Genomic DNA, 20,319 nt, shown 5'->3' on the forward strand with positions numbered 1-20,319 from the left:
GACCAGGCACGGACAGCGGGGCGCCGGAGGGGGCGCCGGCCGGGCCCTACACGCCCCGGGCCGCCAGCGCCTTCACCAGCGTCGGCGCGACCTGCTCCACCTGCCAGGGCCGCGCACCGTACCCGGCGAGGGCGGCGCCCACCGCCTCGGCGTCGGCGCCCTGCGGCGGCTCCCAGCACAGGCGCCGTACGGTGTCCGGCGAGACGAGGTTCTCCTGCGGCATGTTCAGCCGCTCGGCCAGCTCCGACACCCCGGCCTTGGCGGCGGCCAGCCGGGCCGCCGCCACCGGGTCCTTGTCGGCCCACGCCCGCGGCGGCGGAGGCCCGGTCACCTGCTGTCCCTGCTGCGGCAGCGCCGACTCGGGCAGGGCCTTGGCCCGGTCCACCGCGCTCTGCCACTGCTCCAGCTGCCGTCGGCCGGTCCGGTGCCCGAAGCCGTTCAGCGCGGCGAGCGCGTGCGCGTTGGCGGGTACGGCGAGCGCGGCCTCCACGATGGCCGCGTCCGAGAGCACCTTGCCCGGCGAGACGTCCCGGCGCTGGGCGATCCGGTCCCGGGTCTCCCACAGCTCCCGGACGACCGCGAGCTGCCGCCTGCGCCGCACCTTGTGCATTCCGGAGGTGCGCCGCCAGGGATCCTTGCGCGGTTCGGCCGGCGGCGCCGAGGCGATGGCGTCGAACTCCTGGAGGGCCCACTCCAGCTTGCCCTGGCGGTCCAGTTCCTTCTCCAGGGCGTCGCGCAGGTCGACGAGCAGTTCCACGTCGAGTGCCGCGTACCGCAGCCAGGGCTCGGGGAGCGGGCGGTTCGACCAGTCGACGGCGGAGTGGCCCTTCTCCAGGACGTAGCCCAGCACGCCCTCGACCATCGCGCCGAGCCCGACCCGCGGGAACCCGGCGAGCCGGCCGGCCAGTTCGGTGTCGAACAGGCTGGTCGGCTGCATGCCTATCCCGCGCAGGCAGGGCAGGTCCTGGGTGGCCGCGTGCAGCACCCACTCGGTCCCGGACAGCGCCTCGCCGAGTTCGGACAGGTCGGGGCAGGCGACGGGGTCGATCAGCGCGGTGCCGGCGCCCTCGCGGCGCAGCTGCACCAGGTAGGCGCGCTGGCCGTAGCGGTAGCCGGAGGCCCGTTCGGCGTCGACGGCGACGGGGCCGGAGCCGGCCGCGAACGCGGCGGTCACCTCGGCGAGCGCGTCCGCGTCGACGATCACGGGCGGGATGCCCTCACGGGGTTCGAGCAGGGGAATCGGCGCCCCGCTACCAGAAGATCCGCCGTCTTCCGGAGGGGCGCCTCCGGTGGTTCGCAGTGAGCTGTCTGCTGCGGTCTCTTGGGCGTCGGTCACATGTCAAGAGTATCCGTGGATGGACGGCGCCCGCCGACGGAACGTTCCGTCGGCGGGCACCGGGGGGTCGTAAACCGGTCAGGCAGGTGAGACGTCCGGTGCACGACCGGCAAGGGGCACGCGCGGGGCGCGACCTGGGGGAGGGGACGGTTTCCGGGGCGGACGCATCGGCCGCGGTGCGTGCCGGCGGGGAGAGGCGAGTGCTGAGGGGAGTGGGGGGAAGGGAGCGAGCGGGGAATTGGGGACGGAGCCGGACAATTCGAGAAAGATGCTGGTCAGGGCGGTCGAGGCGGTCAGTGGATGATGCCGGTCCGCAGCGCCACGGCGACCATGCCGGCGCGGTCGCCGGTGCCGAGCTTGCGGGCGATGCGGGCGAGATGGCTCTTGACGGTCAGCGCGGACAGGCCCATCGAGACGCCGATGGCCTTGTTCGACTGGCCCTCCGCGACCAGCCGCAGCACCTCGACCTCGCGGCCGGACAGCTCACGAAAACCACCCGGGTGGCTCGGGGCACCCGGGGGACGGCGGTGCAGCCGGGCGGCCGCGGCGCCGATGGGGGCGGCGCCGGGCCGGGTGGGGAGCCCGACGTTGGTGCGGGTGCCGGTGACGACATAGCCCTTCACACCGCCCGCCAGGGCGTTGCGTACGGCGCCGATGTCGTCGGCGGCGGACAGGGCCAGGCCGTTGGGCCATCCGGCGGCCCGGGTCTCGGACAGCAGGGTGAGCCCGGAGCCGTCGGGCAGGTGGACGTCGGCTACGCAGATGTCCCGCGGATTGCCGATACGGGGACGGGCCTCCGCGACGGACGAAGCCTCGATGACGTCACGGACTCCGAGCGCCCACAGATGGCGGGTGACGGTGGAACGGACGCGCGGGTCCGCCACGACGACCATGGCAGTCGGCTTGTTCGGACGGTAGGCGACCAGGCTTGCGGGCTGCTCGAGGAGAACGGACACCAGGCCTCCTGGGGGTGGGGGGACGGGGCCGGCTTGTGGGGATGAAGCCGGAAGAACCGTGCTTGCAAGGTCACAGTGGTCTTCGGCACCAAACCCGGTGTCCTTTAGAGAATGATCACGATCTGGTGACTGCCCGAGCGTTTAATTCGAACACATTGGCGATAATCCGAAGGTCGAGTCGGTTCGCTTGGGGTCGCTTGGGGCCATTCGAGAGCGATACCTGCCTGAAAGTGGCCGTATCGACAAAGAAACGGCAAGAAGCCGGTGGGCCACCCGGACAGGTGTACGCGCATGGGTGAGGGGCCGTCGTCAGCGAGGGTGCGGGACCGCCGTCAGCGGCCGGTCGGTGGTCAGCGCGGCTGCGGGCCGCGCCGCTGCGGCAGCGTCACCACCGACGCGTCCCCGGGACCGGCCGGCGGCAGCCCGGCGACCTGGGCGAGCAGATCGCACCAGGACGCCAGGTGCGCCGCGGTGTCCGGCACCCCGCCCACCCCTTCCCGTGGCGTCCAGGAGGCACGGATCTCGATCTGCGAGGCGGCAGGGCGCGAGGAAAGCCCGCCGAAGTAGTGCGAACTCGCGCGCGTGACGGTCCCGCTCGGCTCGCCGTACATCAGCCCGCGCGCCTGGAGCGCCCCGGTCAGCCAGGACCAGCACACGTCCGGCAGCAGCGGGTCGGCGGCCATCTCCGCCTCCAGCTCCGCGCGCACCAGCGTCACCAGCCGGAAGGTGCCCTGCCAGGCGTCGTGCCCGGCGGGATCGTGCAGCAGCACAAGGCGGCCGTCGGCCAGGTCCTGCTCCCCGTCGACGACCGTGGCCTCCAGCGCGTACGTGAAGGGGGCGAGCCGCTGCGGCGGCGGAACCTGCTCGATCTCCAGCTGCGGCCGCAGCCGCGCGGCCCTCAGCGCGTCGACCGCCGCCCGGAACGGCAACGGAGCCTGGGGTTTCCTGCTCGTATCACCGTCCCCCTTTCCCGGATTTCCCTGATGTCCTGGATTTCCCGGATTTCCCGGATCCTTCGGATCGTCCATTCCGCCCGTGCCGTCCGACAGTCGTCCCTGAGCCGCAGCCATGCCGGGAAGATTAAGGGGAACCGGGCCTTCGTGCAGGGCAAGACACCCCGCCGCCGTCGGCGGCGCCGTCCGGGACCCCACACCGGGGCCTTCGCGTCATCGGGGGCATGCGAGACTTGCGGACGTGAGTGCCAACGAGACGCCCGCAAGCCGGCAGCCGCAGACAGCCACCTTCGACTCCGCCTTCATGAAGGCGTGCAGGCGTGAACCCGTGCCGCACACCCCGGTGTGGTTCATGCGGCAGGCCGGGCGCTCCCTGCCGGAGTACCGCAAGGTGCGCGAGGGCATCCCGATGCTCGAGTCCTGCATGCGTCCGGAGCTGGTCGCAGAGATCACGCTCCAGCCGGTCCGCCGGCACAACGTGGACGCGGCGATCTACTTCAGCGACATCGTCGTGCCCCTCAAGGCCATCGGCATCGACCTGGACATCAAGCCCGGCATCGGCCCGGTCGTCGAGCGTCCGGTGCGCACCCGCGAGGACCTCGCCCGGCTGCGCGACCTGACCCCCGAGGACGTCTCCTACGTCACCGAGGCGATCGGCCTGCTCACCCGCGAACTGGGGTCCACCCCGCTCATCGGCTTCGCCGGAGCCCCCTTCACCCTCGCGAGCTACCTCGTCGAGGGCGGGCCCTCCCGGACGTACGAGAACGCCAAGGCGATGATGTACGGCGACCCCGAGCTGTGGGCCGACCTGCTCGACCGCCTCGCCGCCATCACGACCGCCTTCCTGAAGGTGCAGATCGAGGCGGGCGCCAGCGCCGTGCAGCTCTTCGACTCCTGGGCCGGCGCCCTCTCGCCCGTCGACTACCGCCGCTCGGTGCTGCCGGCCTCCGCCAAGGTCTTCGAGGCGGTCGCCGGGTACGGCGTCCCGCGCATCCACTTCGGTGTCGGCACCGGCGAGCTGCTCGGCCTGATGGGCGACGCGGGCGCGGACGTCGTCGGCGTCGACTGGCGGGTCCCGCTCGACGAGGCCGCCCGCCGTGTCGGCCCCGGCAAGGCGCTCCAGGGCAACCTCGACCCGACCTCGGTGTTCGCCCCCCGGCAGGCCATGGAGGCCAAGGCCCGGGAGGTGCTGGACTCGGCCGCCGGGCTTGAGGGCCACATCTTCAACCTCGGCCACGGCGTCATGCCCTCGACCGATCCCGACGCGCTCACCCACCTCGTCGAGTACGTCCACACGCAGACCGCACGCTGAGCCGCCGCCCGCCGCCCGCCGCCCGCCGCCCGCCGCCCGCCGCCCGCCGCCCGCCGCCCGCCGCCCGCCGCCCGCCGCCCGCCGCCCGCCGCCCGCCGCCCTTCGCCCGGCGCCGATGCGCCGGGCGAAGGGCCGGGGCGGGCTCCTTCGGTGCACCGCTCAACGGCCGTCAGTACCGCAGGCGCGTGGCCGCCACGACGCTCTGCGGCGTCGCCCCCTCGAACCGGGCGGCCTCCGCACGGCGTACGGCGACGACCGCGCCGAACAGCGTCTCTCCCAGCGCCTCGCGCAGCACCACGGACCGCTCGAAGTGCGCCAGCGCCTCGGCGAGCGAGCCGGGCAGCCGCGTCTGCCCTCCCACCTGCGCGGGATCGTCCACCACGGGCGGCGGGAGGGTCGCAGCGGCATCGATCCCGGCGAGTCCCGCGGCGATGACCGCGCCCACCACCAGATAGGGGTTGGCCGCCGCGTCGAAGCTCTTGATCTCCGCGTTCGCCGCCCAGACGGCGTCCGGGGCTCCGGCGACGAAGCGGATCGCGGCCTCCCGGTTCTCCGGGCCCCAGCACTGGAACGCGCCGGCCCAGCGTGAGGGCTCCAGCCGCAGATAACTGGCGGCGGAGGGCGCGCCGAGGGCGAGCAGCGCGGGCAGCTCCCCTAGGACGCCCGCGAGGAACGCCTCGCAGACCGCCGTCATGCCGTGCGGTCCGTCCCCGTCCCGGCACAGGTTCCGGCCGTCCTGCCAGAGGCTCAGATGCAGATGGCGTCCGTTGCCGACCGTCCCCGCCTCGACGACCGGGGCGAACGAGGCCGTCAGCCCGTGCCGCGCGGAGACCGCCCTGACCGTCTCCCGCACGAGCACCGCCAGATCGGCCGCCCCCACCGGGTCCGCCGGTGCCACGGACACCTCGAACTGGCCGGGCGCGTACTCCGGGTGAAGCTGCTGCACGGCGACCCCCTGCGCGACGAGGGCGTCCAGCACGTCGCGCAGGTAGTCGGACAGTTCGACGAACCGTGCCATGCCGAACGCGGGCCCCGCGGCCGGGCCGGACGGCGACGGGGAGAAGTCCGCGTCCCGGCCGACCACCCACTCGGTCTCGAAGCCCATGCGCAGGGCGAGTCCGCGCTCGGCGGCCCGCTCGGTCATCCGCCGGGCGAACAGCCGCTGGCAGCCGGGGTACTCGGTGCCCCGCTGGTCGTGGCGGTCGGCCGGCGCCCAGGCCCAGCCGGGCTGCGCGGCCAGCGGTGTCAGCCGGTCGAGGTCGGGCAGCAGCCGCAGATCGCCCTCGGGGGTGCCGGAGGGTGCCCCGGAGGTGACGGAGTCGTCGGCCAGGAACAGGTCGAAGACCGGCGGCATGGCGACGCCCCATCGCGCGGCGTCGGACAGCGCCGTGACCGGCACCGTCTTGACGCGGGTGATGCCCGCGGTGTCCACCATGGTGAGGGCGACCCCGCTCACTCCCTGCGCCGTCAGCCGGTCGGCCTCCTTCGCCACCCGGCCCCGCTCCTCTCGCGCGGTGGACATGGCCTCCTCCTTCACCGCGTGCGGCCGTGACCGGCTCCGCGTTCGTGCTTTCGAGTGTGGTCGCCCGACGGCCGGGGTGCGCGTGCGGGAACCGGCCGGAGCGGGGGTGCGCCCGGCGCGGCCCTGGACCGCCCGTCCGGTCAGCGCCGGTCGAGGAGGTCCATGAACATGGTCTTGTGGAGGTCCTCGACATGGCGGCAAGCCACCTCGGCCGCCTCCACCGCGTCCCCGCGCCGGATCGCCTTCACCAGGGTGCGGTGCTCGTTGTTGGAGTGGCGCAGGAAGTCCAGCGGGTAGGGCAGGTAGTAGCGGTACAGCTCCCGCAGCACGGCGCCGTACGGCTCGGCGACGGACTCCAGCCCGGTCGCGGCGGCCACCGCCATGTGGAACCGCTCGTCGCAGCCGTGGAACTCCGCCCAGCTCGGGGCCCGGTCCATCTCCTCGACCAGCCGGTCCAGCTCCCGCGCGGATTCCGCGCCGAGGCCGCGGAGCGCGGCCAGATGGGCCACCCCGCACTCCAGGACCAGCCGGTGGTCGATCAGCTGGTGCACGTCCGCGGACGCCGCCCGGTACGTCTCGACGGCCCCGACCGTCGAGTGGGCGGGCCGCTCGGCCACCAGTGTTCCCCCGGTGCGCCCGCGCCGGCGCTCGAGCACGCCCTCCTTGCACAGTGCCACCAGGGCGCGGCGGACCGTGATCTCGGAGACGCCGAGCGCCTCGGCGATCCGGTCGCTGCCGGGCAGCCGCTCGCCGGGCGCCAGCAGGCCGAGATCGACGGCGAGCGCGATCCGGGCCCGCACGGCGTCCAGGGCTGACAGTCGCCGGATGGCGGTGAGCGGTGGCGCGTTCAGGCCGAGCGTGGGCTCCGCGCGCGCCGGACGGGAGTTCACGGGTGAGCCGGGCATGGCGACACCGTACTCAAAAGTGCTCATCTTGAACACTCTTGTTTAAGTGCTCATCATGCTCTATTTTTTTTCGCCATCAGGCCACCTGCTGTCTCGAAAGTGGTGACTCCCGTGTCACGGCCCCTCCCCATCGCCCTCGCGCAGGCCCCTCCGCGCTCCTCCCGGCTGCCGCTGGCCGGCTTCGCCGACGAGGTCCAGGACCTCGTCGCACGGTTCCCCGGAACCCGTCTGGCGGTGTATCCCGAGCTGCACCTGTGCGGCGTGGAGGGCTCCGCGGAGGAGCGGGAGGCACAGCTCCAGGAGGCCGCGGAGCCGCTGGACGGCCCCCGGACCAGGATGCTCGCCGAACTCGCCGGTGACCTGGGCGTCTGGCTGCTGCCGGGCAGCGTGTGCGAGCGCGGTGCGGGCGGCGAGCTGTTCAACACAGCGCTGGCCTTCTCGCCCGAGGGCCGGCTCGCCGCCTCCTACCGCAAGGTCTTCCCCTGGCGCCCCTACGAGCCGTACGACCCCGGCGACCGCTTCGTCGTGGCCGACCTGGCCGAGGCGGGCCGGATCGGCTTCGCGATCTGCTACGACGCGTGGTTCCCCGAGGTCTCCCGGCACCTGGCCTGGATGGGCGCCGAAGTGATCGTCAACCCGGTCATGACCACGACCGCCGACCGCGCCCAGGAGCTGGTCCTGGCCCGGGCCAACGCCATGGTCAACCAGGTCTACGTGATCAGCGTCAACACCGCGGGCCCGGTCGGCACCGGCCGCAGCCTCGTGGTGGACCCGGAGGGCCGGGTACGCGTCGAGTCCCCCGACGCCCTGCCCACCGTCCTCACCGATGTGCTCGACCTCGACGACGTCACCCGGGTCAGAACCCACGGCACGGCGGGTCTCAACCGCGTCTGGGACCAGTTCCGCGACGGTGACGCCCCGATCGAACTGCCGCTGTACCAGGGCCGGATCGACCCCCGCCGCTGGAATCCGGACCGCCGCCCCTGCGACTGACCGCCCCGCGTGTCCGCCCCCTCCCCGTCCCCCACGCCCGCCCGCACCTCCCCGAAAGCCCGCCCGGCCCCCACCCGCCCTCCTGGAGCCACGCCATGGAACAACCCACCCCGACGCTGAACCGGACCCTGACCCTCAGATCAGTCGTCGCCTTCGGCCTCGCCTACATGACCCCCCTGATCGTGCTCGGCACGTACGGAGTCATCGCGCAGACGACCAACGGCACCGTCCCGACCGCCTATCTGCTGGCCATGGTCGCGATGATCTTCACCGCACACAGCTACGGCAAGATGGCCGCGGCCCATCCGGTGGCGGGCTCGGCCTACACCTACGTGCGGCGGGCCATCGACTCCAGGGCGGGCTTCCTCGTCGGGTGGGCGACGCTCCTCGACTACTTCTTCCTGCCGATGGTCATCTGGCTGATCGGCGGCGCCTATCTGCACGCCCAGTTCCCCGGCGTGCCCTTCTGGGTCTGGATCGTCGGCTTCATCGCGATCACCACCGCGCTGAACGTCCGCGGCATCCGCACCGCGGAGAAGACCAACGACCTGCTCATGACCTTCCAGGTGCTGGTCATCGGCTTCTTCGCGGTCTTCTCGCTGCTCCACGTCTTCCACCACTCGGGAGCCGGAGGCCTGTTCAGCGCCACGCCGTTCTTCAACGACAACAGCACCCTGGTCGGCATCTCGGCCGGCGCGGCCATCGCCGCGTACTCCTTCCTCGGCTTCGACGCCGTCACCACCCTCACTGAGGAGACCGTCGACCCGCGCCGCACCATCCCCCGCGCGATCATCCTCATCGCCCTCATCGGCGGCGGCATCTTCGTCTTCCTCGCCTACACGACCCAGCTCGTCCACCCCGGGAGCACCTTCGCCGACCCGGACTCGGCCGCCTTCGAGATCGCCAAGACGATCGCCGGGAGCCTGTTCTCCTCGATCTTCCTGGCCGGCCTGGTGGTCGCCCAGTTCGCCTCGGGCATCGCCGCCCAGGCCAGCGCCTCCCGCCTGCTGTTCGCGATGGGCCGGGACGGCGTGCTGCCCCGCCGCTTCTTCGGGTTCGTCCACCCCCGGTTCCGCACCCCCGCCGTCAACATCGTGCTGACGGGCGTGATCGGGCTCATCGCGCTGCGGCTCAACGTGACGACCTCCACCTCGTTCATCAACTTCGGTGCCTTCACCGCCTTCACCTCGGTGAACCTCAGCGTGATCGCCACGTTCATGCGCGAGCGCCGCGAGGGCCGCAGACTCAACCCGCTCACCCACGTCGTCTTCCCGCTGATCGGCGCGGCGGTCGACATCTGGCTGCTGACCCGCCTCGACGGCAAGGCCATCACCCTGGGCCTGATCTGGCTGGCCGTGGGCGTGCTCTACCTCGCCTACCTCACCCGCCTGTTCCGGACCCCGCCGCCGGAGATCGACTTCTCCGAGGAGACCAGGACCCCCGAACCGGTCTGACCGGGAGGCGCGGGCCTCAGGGCCTGTTCAGCAGGGCTCGCGCCACACCCCCAGCTCCAGCTTCTTCCGCATCGACGACAGGCCCAGCCTGCGCGAGATCGGACAGAAGCCGTCGGCGGACACCGCGTACTCCACATGGAAGACGGCCTTGCCGGCCTTCACGAACGGGGTGAGCCGCTCGCACTCCCGGTACTGCGCGCACTCCTCGTTGACGGCGAAGTCGAAGTCGCTGACGAGCTGCGGAATCTGCGGCAGGTCGTTCTTGAGACCCACCGACAGGCCGCGCTCGTGGGCGACTTCGGCGATCATGCGGTTGTAGCGGAGCTGGTCGCGCGCGGTGAGCGGGAAGCCGGTCCGGTTGGAGTAGGCCTCCAGCAGGTCGGGTTCCACCGCGTCGAATCCCTTGTCCCGGCACATGTCGAACCGCCGCTCCATGATCGGGCGCAGGACGGAGAGACGGCGGATGTCGAGCCAGCGCTCGCCGTCCCACCCGTTGGTCCCGCCGAGCACCGAGCGCGGGAAGGCGTCCTTGTCGGGCCGGAAGTTCTCCCAGGCGCCGACGTTGACGTAACAGATCACCTTGCGCCCGTCCCGGTGCAGACGGGCCACGTCCGCCGCGGAGTTCTCGAAGCCGTCGATGTCGTAGACGGGCACGTCGACCGACGGATCGGCCCTGCCGTTGAGCTGCCACTGCCAGGCCAGTCCGGGGCGCGGCCGCCACAGCGCCTTCCGAGGCGTGCCGGGGGTCGGCCCGGCCGTCGCGGGAGGGCTCGTTCTTTCCGGCCCCGTGGTGGCTGCCGTGGGAGAGCGCGTCGCCTCCGGGGTCGTCGGGTGGCCGGGGCCGCCCGGTGCCGTGCCGGTCGGACCGGGCCGTTGGGCCCCGCCCTCGTCCCGGTCGGTGTCCGAGCAGCCCGTCAGCAGGGAGGCGGCCAGCGCGGTCAGCGCCGCCGCGCATGTCAGTGTCCTGATCCTCATCGCTCCGTCCCGGTCAGGGCCGGGGTCAACCCGGCCCAGGGATTCGGTTGTTCTCCCGTCACCGGCCCGCACACCGCCGCACCGCGCGCGCACGCGGTCCGCACCGCGAGCGGCACGAGCGCCTCCGGCACCCCGTAGACGAGGTGGCAGAACCGCTCGGCGGGCTGCCGGGCCGCCCAGGCCGGGCGGCTGAAGGCCGACACGTACGTCGACCAGTGGCCCTCGAAGGTAACCGTCAGATCGGCGATGCGGGCATAGCCGGGCGCCGGATGGACGCCCGGGTTCAGCACCACCGTCCCGGCGCCGAGCCGGCGGGCCGACCGGACCAGTTTCCGGCAGGCCGGCAGCCCGTCCGGCGCCGCCGTCACGCGGTCCAGGAAGCAGCCGTCGGCCGCGTACCACTCGCGGTGCCTTCGCACGTCGTCGGCGACCTCGGCCGCGTCGCGCATTCCGTAGTCGGTGTCCACGTAGCCGAGCAGCCGGGCACCGGCCGCCCGCAGCGCCTCGGCCACCGCCGTGAACGCCGGGTCCGGACCCGACCCCGGCCCGCTGGCCGGATTCAGCACGACCGCGTACGTGCGGGCCGCCGATCTGATCAGCCGGTGCCAGGCACCCGGATCCTCGGCCGGGTGCACGTACAACGGAACCAGCAGGCTCACGGCACGACCTCGACTTCCGGGGCGTGGGACGCCGGCCCGGCGGCCGCCCACAGCGCGGCCAGCGACTCGTCGAGGGTGTGCGACGGCCGCCAGCCCAGGGCCCCGGCGGCCGCGCCGATGTCGGAGCACTGCCAGGACACCCGCGCCGAGCGCGCGGAGCCGCCCCCGTCCTCCTCGACACGGCCCCGGAACCCGGCCCGCCCGGCCAGCTCGCGCACCAGACGGCGGACCCGGACGGCCTCGCCGCCGCCGATGTTGAGCACCGGCGGCAGCGGACCGCCGACCGTGACCGCCAGCTCCACCGCGCCGGCCACATCGCGTACGTCCACGAAGTCGCGATGGGCGGACAGGTCGCCGAGCCGCAGCACCGCGTCCGGGTCCGGACCGGCCGCGCGCAGCAGCGCGGTGATCCGGCCGGGCAGCCCGGTGACCGGTGCTCCCGGGCCCACCGGGTTGCCGACACGCAGCACCACCGCGTCCAGACCGGAGACGGTCACCGCGACCGTGCCCGCGAGCTTGGTGGCGCCGTACGGGCCGAGCGGACAGGTGGCGGCCGACTCGGCCGCCTTCGTCCCCGGCAGGCCCGGACCGTACTCGGCGGCCGAGCCGAGGTGCACCAGGCGGGCGGCCGGGGCCGCCTCGCGCAGCGCCGCGCACAGGGCGGCCGGGCCGCGGGCGTTGACCTCCGCGAGCGCGACGGCGTCGCCGCCGGTCACGCCCGCGCAGTTGACCACGGCGTCCGGTGCCTCGGACGCGAGGAGCCCGGCCAGGCGCTCAGGTGGGTCACCGGCGAGATCGACCGCGACGTCGGCGTCCGCGGAGCGGCCCGCCGTACGCACCCGCGCGCCCGGCAGCGCGCGCAGTCGTGCGGTGACGTGCTGTCCCAGATAGCCGGTGGAGCCCAGGACGAGAATGCGCATGCGCGGTTCAGGCTCCCTTGAGCAGCAGTGACTTGCGGGTGGTGAACTCGGCGTTGGCCTGGTCGTAGTCGTCGGGGCGGCCGATGTCCAGCCAGTATCCGTCGAACTCGTAGGCGTACGGCGGACGCCGGTCCGCGAGCAGGTCCAGGACCAGTTCGTCGAAGCCCAGCGGCAGTCCGGGCGTGTAGCCGTCGAGCGTCGAACGGGACAGCCCGTAGACCCCCATCGAGACCCGGTAGTCCAGGCTGGGCTTCTCGGTGAAGGCGACGACCCTGCTCGCGTCGGTGGTCAGCACCCCGAAGTCGATGTGCACCTTGCGGGTGTACGTGGCGATGGTCAGCGGCGCGCCCGAGTCCCGGTGCCGGTGCAGCATGTCCGCGTAGTCGAGGTCGGTCAGGACGTCGCCGTTCATCACCAGGAAGGTCTCCGGCAGCCGGTCGCGCATCGTCAGCAGGGGACCCATGGTCCCCAGCGGGCTTTCCTCGGTGGAGTATTCGACCTTCATCCCCCACTGCGAACCGTCGCCGACATAGGCGCGGATGATCTCGCCCAGATGACCGATGGCGATGGTGCACGTGGTGAAACCGGCCGCGGAGAGCTGGCGCAGCACGATCTCGAGGATGGCGTGCTGGTCGCCGATGGGCACGAGCGGCTTGGGCAGCGCCGTGGTGTAAGGCCGCAGCCGGACGCCCTTGCCTCCTGCCAGGATGACTGCGTGCATGGGGCCTCTCTCCTTCGTGGACGGGCCGTACGAGGTCAGATGTTGTAGATGCCGGTCTTGTAGCGGGCCAGGTTGGCCGGGTCGCGGAAGAACTCCACGGTGTGCGCGAGCCCCTGCTCCAGGGTGTGCGCGGGCCGCCAGCCGGTCGCATCGGCGAGCCGCGTCGCGTCCGCGACCAGGCGCATCACCTCGGAGGCGGCGGGCCGCAGGCGTTCGGTGTCCTCGCGCACGTCGAGGGCGGTGTCCATGACCTTGCCGATCAGCGCGACCAGGTCGCCGACCGAGATCTCACCGCCGGTTCCGGCGTTGAAGGTGCGCCCGACGACCCGTTCGGCCGCGGACGTGCCCACCGCGAGGAACGCCCGCGCGGTGTCCTTGACGTAGGTGAAGTCACGGGTGGGACGCAGGTCGCCGAGCGTGATGGCGTGCTGTCCGGCCGCCACCTGGCCGATGACGGTGGGGATCACCGCGCGCATCGACTGGCGCGGTCCGAAGGTGTTGAACGGCCGCAGCGTCACCACGGGGGTGCCGAAGCTCGCGTAGTAGCTGTCGGCGAGCCGGTCCCCTCCCGCCTTCGAAGCGGCGTACGGCGACTGGGTGTTGATGGGGTGGTCCTCGGTGATCGGCACGGTCCGCGCGGTGCCGTACGTCTCGCTGGTGGAGGTGTGCACCAGCCGGGGCGTGCCCAGGGCGCGCACCGCCTCCAGCACGTTGAGCGTGCCGGTGACGTTGGTGTCCACGTAGCTGTGCGGCGCCTGGTAGGAGTACGGGATCGCGATGAGGGCCGCCAAGTGGTAGGCGCAGTCGGCCCCTTCGAGCAGGCCGCGGACCGAGCCGGGGTCGCGCACGTCGCCGAGCACGATCTCCACGTGGTCCAGGACATCGGCGGGCAGGGTCTCCAGCCACCCGTAGGAGGAGAAGGAGTTGTACTGGGCCATCGCCCTGACCCGGTGGCCGGAGGCGACGAGCACCTCGGTGAGGTGCGAGCCGATGAAGCCCTCGGCTCCGGTGACGGCGGCGAGCGGTGCGGATGTCAACTCTTGTGTCCCTTCGGGGCGTTCGGCGGTTTGCTGCGGAGGGCTGAGGCGCTGTGGGAGTCGTGGTGGGACCTGGTCGTGGTGGGGCGGGAGTCGTGGTGGGACAGGGGGGCCGGCGGCACGGGGAGCCGCGGTGGCCGGCGGGTTCCGCGGCCCCGGCGCGGTCACAGGTGCGGGGCCGGCCGGCCGAGCAGCCACAGCACGTACCCCGACAGGCACAGCGCGGCCGCTCCGCAGCACAGCGCGAGCGCCGCAGGCCCGGGTGGCAGCCGCAGCAGGGTGACCGCGCCCGCGCAGCCCGCGGCGAGCAGGCAGACGACCGCGGGCGGCCAGGCCACGCCGAACGCCTGGAGCAGCAACGCCGTCCACAACGTGGCGGCGAGGAGCAGCAGTTCGGCCGGACCGGCCCCGGTGAGCAGGGCCGCGGGCAGCAGCGGCAGGAGGTAGGCGGACAGGCAGAGGCCGAGTACGCCGGCCGAGCGCAGCAGGAACCCGGCGGGTGTCGCCGTACGGCGCAGTGCGGCCAGCGACCAGCCACGGTAGCGGTACAGCAGCAACTCGGCCGGCCCCATGCTCACGGTCAGCACGATCACCGCGTACGGGTGCCGGCGGCCCTCCAGAAGCACCAGCACCGCCGCCGCGATGCCGAACAGGGCGTAGGGGAGGGACGCGGTGAGTGGCGGCCGTGGGCTGTCGGCGGCGGCCGGGGCCACGAGGACGACCCGCAGGGCCCGTGCCGTGACGGCGAGCGTGGCCAGCAGCGCGAGCAGCGGCAGACCGGCGCGCGCCGACGGGCCCGGCTCCCACCACGGCAGCAGCACGGCACCGGCGACGAGCGGCGTGAGCGCGGCCAGCAGCCACCTCTCCCGGGCGAGGACCAGCAGGACACCCGCCGCGGCCAGATACGCGGACTGCGCGGCCACCACCCAGACCACCGGACCCCCGCCGGAGAGCGGCACCGCCGCGGTCGTGGCCAGCGCCGCCCCCAGCGGGGCTCCCGCCAGCAGGGTGCGGCCGGCCTCCCGGGGGCCCGCGGCCATCCGCAGGTACGCGCGGTGCCCCACCGCCTGCCCCCAGGCCCAGGAGACGATCAACGCCACGACGAGCGCGGAAGCGTGCTCCTGGGCGTGCCACAGCGGCGCGGCCAGCAGATACGCCAGTCCCGGCAGGGCGAACAGGGCACCCCGCAGCAGACAGCGCACATGGTCCGGACGCCATGGGTCGGGGACCGCGGCGGGCTCGGGGAAACTCCGGGGCACCCGCTCGTAGAGCGCCGAGGCCAGAGAGAACAGGTTCGGATGCCCGTACTGGTTCCTGATGACGTCGCCTGACAGTCCCTCGGCCTCCAGCAGCGCGGCCACCTCGTAGGGATGCACCGCGGGCCCGATGCGGTCGGCCAGCTCGGCGGCGAGCCGGCTGACCTCGTTCTCGTCCGGTCCGTGCCGGGGCAGCCGCAGGGCGAGCGTGCTGTCGTTCGCCCAGCGTGGGCGCGGGCGCCGCGCCCGCGTCCCGGCGAGCCGGAGCGCGAGCGTGTCCTGCTCGGACCCACCGGGTTCGAGCGCCATGGGCCCGCTCATATCGCGACGCCTTCCGTGACCGGAGCGGCCGTGGCGGTCGTGGCCCCCGGGGTGCCCGCGTCCGCCGTGGGCCGCGGGACCGGTCGCGCGCCCGCCCGGTCCCGTGCCGCCAGATCCAGGTAGATGGAACGGAACGTCTCGATGGTCCGGCGCAGGGTGAACTGTTCGATCACCCGGAGCCGGGCCGCCTCTCCCATCGCCCCGCGGCGCCCGGGGTCGCGCAGCAGCCGCAGCGCGGCGGCGGCCATGGCGGCCGGGTCGCGCGGCGGGACCACGACACCGGTGTCGCCGACGGCCTCCCGTACCCCGCCGACGTCGGTGGACACGGTCGCCCGCCCGCACGACATGGCCTCGATCAGCGTGAACGGGAAGCCCTCGCTGATGCTGGAGAGCATCACCACGTTGCCGGCGGCGTAGGCGTCCTTGATGTCCTCAACCCGCCCCTCGAACCGGACGGCGTCCGCCTGCCCGAGTGCGGCGGCCAGGGCCTCGCAGCGGTCCCGGTACCACTCCCCGCCGCGCGGTGTCCCGCCGAACAACCGCAGCCGGGCATCAGGCAGTTCGGACCGGACCAGGGCGAAGGCGTGGATGAGGGTCTCCAGGTCCTTGATCGGGTCCACCCGGCCCGCCCAGCTGAGGGTGGGCACCCCGGGCTCCGGTCCGGCCGGCGGGAACGCGGCCGGGTCCACGCCGTTGTAGACGGTGCGGATCGACTCAGGGGAGGCACCGCCCTCCTCCTCCCACAGCCGGTTGTAGCGGTTGCCCGGGGTGATCAGCGCGGCCCTGCGGTAGCTCTCCTGGGTCAGCAGCCGGAAGAAGCCCAGGACGACCGCCTTCACCGGCCAGCGGTACGGCGCGGTGCGGTAGCCGAGGTAGCGCTCGCGCAGGTACACCCCGTGCTCGGTCAACAGCAGTGGCACGCCGTGCTGTTCGAGCGCGGCCAGCCCCGGCAGTACGGCGACTCCGCCGCTGACCGCGTGCGCCACCCCGCTCGTGGGCGGCGGCGCGGCCAGCGGACGCAGCGCGTGTTCGAGCAGGCCGGTGGCGGTGAGCGCGTCGTGCAGGGTCGGCCGGGCCTCGCGCACCACCAGTCCCGGCCGGTTCCACACCGAGGTCAATACGGAGATGGCCTGGTCGCCGCGGAGGAAGGCGCTCAGGGTGCCGTCGGCGGCGGCCCGCGCCATCGTGTGGAGCGCGGGCGCGAACCCGTCCTCGGCGCACGGGTCGAGCAGCGCGGTCAGGAACCGCTCGTAGGCACTGGTGAGCCGATTGCGGGCGCGCCCTCGCGGCGGCCGGCCCTCCGGCGGGGTGCCCCACATGGGGATGGACGTCATGCGGGACACGTGCGCGGGCAGATCCCACACGAGCGGCTCCCGGCCGGTGCCGGTGACGGCGAGGACGTCGAACTCCAGGTCGGGCATGCCGCGGACGAGCTGGTCGCACCAGACACTGACGCCGCCGTGACTGTGCGGATACGTTCCTTCGGTGAGCAGGGTGACGCGCGTCGGATCAGTGGGGCGCGCGCCGCGGTGAACGTGCATAAGAGTGCTCCACGGCCGAGGTGTGGGTGGTCGTGCCGGTCCCGGCCGCCGGGTGGCGGCCGGGACCTGTGGGCTGCGCGCTTCAGCCCGCCGTGTTCTGCGCCGGCGGCTCGCTCACACCCGCGGGCACGCGGGTGCGGGGTGCGGGAACGGTGACCGGTCCGTGCTTCGCCGCCTTCGCGGCGGTGTGCGGCGCGGCGGCGGACGACGGCAGCCCGAGCGTGAGCGGCCGCCCCGTGGAGGCCGTCCAGCCGGACAGCGCGCCCGCGTACGCGGAGCCGTAGGCGTGGCCGGCCAGGGTGGTGCCGGCCGGCATGGTGGCGGTGACCGCCACACTGTTCGGTGCCGACACCGTGACCGTGCCGCCGATGCGGTACGCCGTCACCTGCCCGTTGCGCACGGCCGCCTGCCAGGCCGCGCGGCGCTGCAGCTCCGCGCCGATGTCCTTCATCCGCAGGTTCACCACGGGGGTGCTGTTCGCGAACAGCGCGTGGTAGCCGTCCAGTACGCCGTCCAGGACCGGGTAGGCGAGGCGGTCCTCGGCGAGGTTGGACTGGTGGATGAAGTGCGGCTTGGGGTCGCCCGCGAGCACGTGCCCGAGGGCGATGCGCGTCTCCAGCGGCACGATGTGGTCGGCGTAGCCGGTGACGGGATCCAGCGGGGCCAGCAGACAGGTGGTGGTGGCCGGGTTGTCCTCGCAGATGCCGCTGCCGCCCTGCGCGCGGCTGGTGTAGATCCAGTTGTACTCGTCGACCTGCTCGGCCGCCCGCCCGGCGTTGTAGAAGATGTTCATCGGGTAGCGGGAGACGGTGGTCGCGGCGCCCACCTTGCGCAGCACCGGGTCACGGGAGTTGTCCGACGCGAGCCAGGAGACGCCGTTGTCGGCGAGCGCGGGCGCCAGGTTGGGATTGTCGTCCGGCTGCTGCGGCAGCACCTTCAGACCGGAGTGCTCACCGGTGACCAACTCGTCCTTCTGCAGGGGGAGTCCAACGCTCTGCCCCCACACCCGGTTGGTGGCGATCTCGTCGGAGATGGCCTGGCGGCTGACCCATTTGACACTGCCGTTCGCGTTGGTCGCGCACCGCCAGGGCACCACGGTGACGTTCTGCTCGCAACCGAGGAAGGCGTGGGTGTAGGTGTGGTTGACCCAGCGGAACTTGCCGCGCTCGGCGATCAGCCGGTCGGCCAGCGCGTCGGCCCCGTTGTGCTCCGCGCGCTGCTCGACGCTGCCGACGCCGTTGTAGACGAGGTCGAGGGTGAAGCCGTGGTCGCGCTGCCAGGCGGTGGCGTGGTCGACGTCGGCCGCGGTCATGCGGATCGGGTCGGGCGTGCCCGCGCCGTTCGGGCAGTCGACGTCGCCGGGCGTGCAGTTGAGCACGGTGTCCCAGCGGTCGTCGGCGGCGAACACGTCGTCGACGTGCACGGCGAAGTAGTTGCGGGAGGCGCCCAGATGCACCCCGCCGGTCATCCACTCGACGATGCCGCGGGCCAACAGCCGGAACTGCTGCTGGTACTGGTTGTAGACGAAGGTGACGACCAACTCCCGCCGCCCGTCGTGCCGGTACTCGCCGACCAGCGAGCCGCGCGTCGACTCCCCGGGGATCGGCGCCTCGACGTACGGCGTGAAGTCCGCGCCGGGGGCCGGCTGCGAGAGATAGGCGTAACTCTCCGACACGGTGGGGGAGATGTCCTCGAAGGGCACGGCGCCGTTCAGGTAGCCGAAGGGGCCTGCCTTGCCGGCGGCCGTCACCTCCGCCTGGACGCCGTCGAGGCTGCCGGAGTAGCCGACACCGGCGACCGGGTACTGCAACCCCGCCTCGGGGCGGGCGTAGGTGTAGGCGTCGACCTGCGGAACGCTGTACGTCCGCTCGTAGTCCGCGAGCGCCGCCATCTCGGGCGAGTTCACCGGGAACGGGTTGTCGTTGGGCAGCACGACGGCCTGGTACTTGGCCCGCGGCCGGCCGTCCACCGTGTCCGCGAGGAACCCGGCGTTGATCACGGGTCTGCCGGACTGGTTCAGATCTATCTTTGTGTAGGGCGTCCCCGCGGTGTCCAGTTCGGCGGCGATCGCGTCGGTGGCCGGGCCGCCGTCGCTCACGATCAGCGTCCGCAGATCGACACGGGGCGGGCTGCTGTCGGCGTGCGCGGCCCCCGCGGGTAATCCGAGCGCGGCGACGAGCGCGCCTAAGGTGAGCGTGGTGGTGCGCATGGTCCGCTTCATGCGGAAGTCCTCCCCCCGGGCAGGGGTGAGCACAGCTCCCATGGAGCGGACGCACCCCCACGGCCGACGCCGGCCGTCCCCTCGAAGGCCGGTCGTCGACGCATCCGTCACGTCACATGGTGACTTCTTTGTGTGACTTTTGTGGTCGAATTGCGAGGCGTGACGGAAAAACGCAGGTGTCCACCTGAACGCGCCCCGGTCGCGGACCGGTCCGCCGGGGCGCGCGATGACGCGCCGAGGCCGCGGTGCGCCGCACGGTCCGGCGGCCGACGTCCCAGGTCGGGGCCCGACGCGGAACACCGGCGGACCCGTCAGGTCCGCCGGTGGCCGTACCGTCGATGACGCCCGCGCGGCCCGGCCGCTCATACGGTCGAATCCGGACACCGCGGGGGCGTCGCCGAGTCGTTCCGCCGTCCTGTCGTCAGGAACAGACCACACGCGTCTCCGGCGTGTAGACGGGGCCGCCGGTGGCGTTCGTGCTGTCGCTGAACTCGGCACGGCGGACCGGAGTGAGCCCGGAATGCCGGAATCCGCCCACCCGCACTTTGGCGCGTAGGCACCTTCCTCAGCTCGAACGCTCCGCCCCCAGCCGTGGCACCAGGTCGAGGCTGCTGTTGGCGGACAGGGCCGCCACCTCGCCACCGGACCATCCCCGCAGGTGCGGGGAGCAGACCATGACGAACAACAGGACGTACGACGTCTGGGGACCATCCCCGCGGGTGCGGGGAGCAGTGCCACTCCTGCGGTCAAGGCCCCTTCGGGCCGGGACCATCCCCGCGGGTGCGGGGAGCAGCAACTGACCGCGAAGCTGTGCGAGCACGAGCGGGGACCATCCCCGCGGGTGCGGGGAGCAGTTCTCGCCTTCGATTGTGCAGCATGGTGGCTGGGACCATCCCCGCGGGTGCGGGGAGCAGACTGCTTGACCTGTGGGTTTACGGCGGCGGCGCCGTGGTTTTCATGAGTTTCGCTGAGTCCGGCAAAAGTCGCATATCGTTCCCCCGGATTCCTGTCGTGGAGGCCTGGTCAAAGATCCAACTCTAGGGTCGTCCTCTAGGGTCGTCTCTGTGTCGGTGTCTGCGGCTTGGTCTGAACTGGCAGTAGATCCTCCCCGTTTTCTTCATATTGGGTTCACGCTTCGCTTACGCCCTGTATGTATCTGGCATGACAGGCGAGGGGGAAGCCCCGGTTGGGCTTCACGCCCGGCTGGGCAGGCCGGCGTTGAGTGTGTGGGCCAAGC

At 72.8% G+C, this 20,319-nt stretch carries 16 protein-coding genes and 1 CRISPR repeat array; of the genes, 3 read left to right on the forward strand and 13 right to left on the reverse strand.

What is annotated here, in order from left to right:
* Positions 1-46 precede the first annotated feature (46 nt).
* The 3 genes from OIE49_RS27450 to OIE49_RS27460 all read right to left on the reverse strand — a co-directional run bounded on the left by OIE49_RS27450 (position 47) and on the right by OIE49_RS27460 (position 3,362).
* Entirely contained in the window at positions 47-1,336 is a 1,290-nt protein-coding gene (locus OIE49_RS27450; protein ID WP_326804590.1) for a ribonuclease D, read from the reverse strand.
* A gap of 293 nt (positions 1,337-1,629) precedes the next feature.
* Positions 1,630-2,292, reverse strand: coding sequence for a response regulator transcription factor (locus tag OIE49_RS27455; RefSeq protein ID WP_100572546.1), 663 nt, complete (start codon positions 2,290-2,292; stop codon positions 1,630-1,632).
* Between the two features lie 350 nt (positions 2,293-2,642).
* Positions 2,643-3,362: a DUF3000 domain-containing protein gene (locus OIE49_RS27460; protein ID WP_326804591.1), complete on the reverse strand. Its 720-nt coding sequence runs from the start codon at positions 3,360-3,362 to the stop codon at positions 2,643-2,645.
* Positions 3,363-3,486: 124 nt separating this feature from the next.
* Between OIE49_RS27460 and hemE the strand changes: the two genes are divergently transcribed.
* Positions 3,487-4,557: a uroporphyrinogen decarboxylase gene (hemE, locus tag OIE49_RS27465; protein WP_326804592.1), complete on the forward strand. Its 1,071-nt coding sequence runs from the start codon at positions 3,487-3,489 to the stop codon at positions 4,555-4,557.
* 169 nt (positions 4,558-4,726) lie between these two features.
* On the opposite strand, the gene OIE49_RS27470 is transcribed toward hemE, so the two are convergent.
* Positions 4,727-6,079 (reverse strand): glutamine synthetase, encoded by a 1,353-nt coding sequence (locus OIE49_RS27470; RefSeq protein ID WP_326804593.1) that lies wholly within the window; start codon positions 6,077-6,079, stop codon positions 4,727-4,729.
* A gap of 140 nt (positions 6,080-6,219) precedes the next feature.
* Complete coding sequence (locus OIE49_RS27475) at positions 6,220-7,011, reverse strand: FadR/GntR family transcriptional regulator (protein ID WP_326804594.1); 792 nt, start codon at positions 7,009-7,011, stop codon at positions 6,220-6,222.
* Positions 7,012-7,095: 84 nt separating this feature from the next.
* Here OIE49_RS27475 and OIE49_RS27480 point away from each other — a divergent pair, with 84 nt between their 5' ends.
* Entirely contained in the window at positions 7,096-7,977 is an 882-nt protein-coding gene (locus tag OIE49_RS27480) for a carbon-nitrogen hydrolase family protein (RefSeq protein ID WP_326804595.1), read from the forward strand.
* A gap of 95 nt (positions 7,978-8,072) precedes the next feature.
* On the forward strand, positions 8,073-9,431 hold the full coding sequence (locus OIE49_RS27485; protein ID WP_326804596.1) for an APC family permease: 1,359 nt from the start codon (positions 8,073-8,075) through the stop codon (positions 9,429-9,431).
* 27 nt (positions 9,432-9,458) lie between these two features.
* Here the strand turns inward: OIE49_RS27485 and OIE49_RS27490 are convergent, their stop codons facing one another.
* The 8 genes from OIE49_RS27490 to OIE49_RS27525 form a co-directional block, all read right to left on the reverse strand.
* Positions 9,459-10,406 carry an endo alpha-1,4 polygalactosaminidase gene (locus OIE49_RS27490; protein WP_326804597.1) on the reverse strand — a complete coding sequence of 316 codons (948 nt, stop codon included), beginning with the start codon at positions 10,404-10,406 and terminating at the stop codon, positions 9,459-9,461.
* A complete protein-coding gene (locus tag OIE49_RS27495; protein WP_100572552.1) occupies positions 10,403-11,065 on the reverse strand; it encodes a spherulation-specific family 4 protein in 663 nt (220 codons plus the stop codon). Before OIE49_RS27495 ends, OIE49_RS27490 begins: the two co-directional genes overlap by 4 nt.
* Positions 11,062-11,985, reverse strand: a complete 924-nt coding sequence (locus OIE49_RS27500; protein WP_326804598.1) for an NAD-dependent epimerase/dehydratase family protein — start codon at positions 11,983-11,985, stop codon at positions 11,062-11,064. The genes OIE49_RS27495 and OIE49_RS27500 overlap by 4 nt, the downstream gene beginning before the upstream one ends.
* A gap of 7 nt (positions 11,986-11,992) precedes the next feature.
* Positions 11,993-12,706 carry a nucleotidyltransferase family protein gene (locus tag OIE49_RS27505; protein WP_100572554.1) on the reverse strand — a complete coding sequence of 238 codons (714 nt, stop codon included), beginning with the start codon at positions 12,704-12,706 and terminating at the stop codon, positions 11,993-11,995.
* 35 nt (positions 12,707-12,741) lie between these two features.
* Positions 12,742-13,743 (reverse strand): GDP-mannose 4,6-dehydratase, encoded by a 1,002-nt coding sequence (locus tag OIE49_RS27510; RefSeq protein ID WP_326804599.1) that lies wholly within the window; start codon positions 13,741-13,743, stop codon positions 12,742-12,744.
* A 164-nt stretch (positions 13,744-13,907) separates the two neighbouring features.
* The gene (locus tag OIE49_RS27515) at positions 13,908-15,320 is read right to left on the reverse strand and encodes a hypothetical protein (protein WP_326804600.1); all 1,413 of its coding nucleotides are present in this window, start codon (positions 15,318-15,320) and stop codon (positions 13,908-13,910) included.
* The gene (pelF, locus tag OIE49_RS27520; protein WP_326804601.1) at positions 15,317-16,861 is read right to left on the reverse strand and encodes a GT4 family glycosyltransferase PelF; all 1,545 of its coding nucleotides are present in this window, start codon (positions 16,859-16,861) and stop codon (positions 15,317-15,319) included. The genes OIE49_RS27515 and pelF overlap by 4 nt, the downstream gene beginning before the upstream one ends.
* A gap of 82 nt (positions 16,862-16,943) precedes the next feature.
* Positions 16,944-19,082: a hypothetical protein gene (locus OIE49_RS27525; RefSeq protein WP_326804602.1), complete on the reverse strand. Its 2,139-nt coding sequence runs from the start codon at positions 19,080-19,082 to the stop codon at positions 16,944-16,946.
* Positions 19,083-19,724: 642 nt separating this feature from the next.
* Positions 19,725-19,996: direct repeats of the CRISPR family, unit length 29 nt; unit sequence GGGACCATCCCCGCGGGTGCGGGGAGCAG.
* Positions 19,997-20,319: the final 323 nt, after the last annotated feature.

Origin of the sequence: Streptomyces sp. NBC_01788, assembly GCF_035917575.1 — a bacterium.
In the GTDB taxonomy this organism is placed as follows: domain Bacteria; phylum Actinomycetota; class Actinomycetes; order Streptomycetales; family Streptomycetaceae; genus Streptomyces.

What these genes read in the sequence shown, in the direction of transcription:
- OIE49_RS27460 (WP_326804591.1), bottom strand. Translation starts at nt 3,362, where the DNA reads ATGGCTGCGGCTCAGGGACGACTGTCGGACGGCACGGGCGGAATGGAC.
- OIE49_RS27470 (WP_326804593.1), bottom strand. Translation starts at nt 6,079, where the DNA reads ATGTCCACCGCGCGAGAGGAGCGGGGCCGGGTGGCGAAGGAGGCCGAC.
- OIE49_RS27475 (WP_326804594.1), bottom strand. Translation starts at nt 7,011, where the DNA reads ATGAGCACTTTTGAGTACGGTGTCGCCATGCCCGGCTCACCCGTGAAC.
- OIE49_RS27485 (WP_326804596.1), top strand. Translation starts at nt 8,073, where the DNA reads ATGGAACAACCCACCCCGACGCTGAACCGGACCCTGACCCTCAGATCA.
- OIE49_RS27490 (WP_326804597.1), bottom strand. Translation starts at nt 10,406, where the DNA reads ATGAGGATCAGGACACTGACATGCGCGGCGGCGCTGACCGCGCTGGCC.
- OIE49_RS27500 (WP_326804598.1), bottom strand. Translation starts at nt 11,985, where the DNA reads ATGCGCATTCTCGTCCTGGGCTCCACCGGCTATCTGGGACAGCACGTC.
- OIE49_RS27505 (WP_100572554.1), bottom strand. Translation starts at nt 12,706, where the DNA reads ATGCACGCAGTCATCCTGGCAGGAGGCAAGGGCGTCCGGCTGCGGCCT.
- OIE49_RS27515 (WP_326804600.1), bottom strand. Translation starts at nt 15,320, where the DNA reads ATGAGCGGGCCCATGGCGCTCGAACCCGGTGGGTCCGAGCAGGACACG.
- pelF (WP_326804601.1), bottom strand. Translation starts at nt 16,861, where the DNA reads ATGCACGTTCACCGCGGCGCGCGCCCCACTGATCCGACGCGCGTCACC.
- OIE49_RS27525 (WP_326804602.1), bottom strand. Translation starts at nt 19,082, where the DNA reads ATGAAGCGGACCATGCGCACCACCACGCTCACCTTAGGCGCGCTCGTC.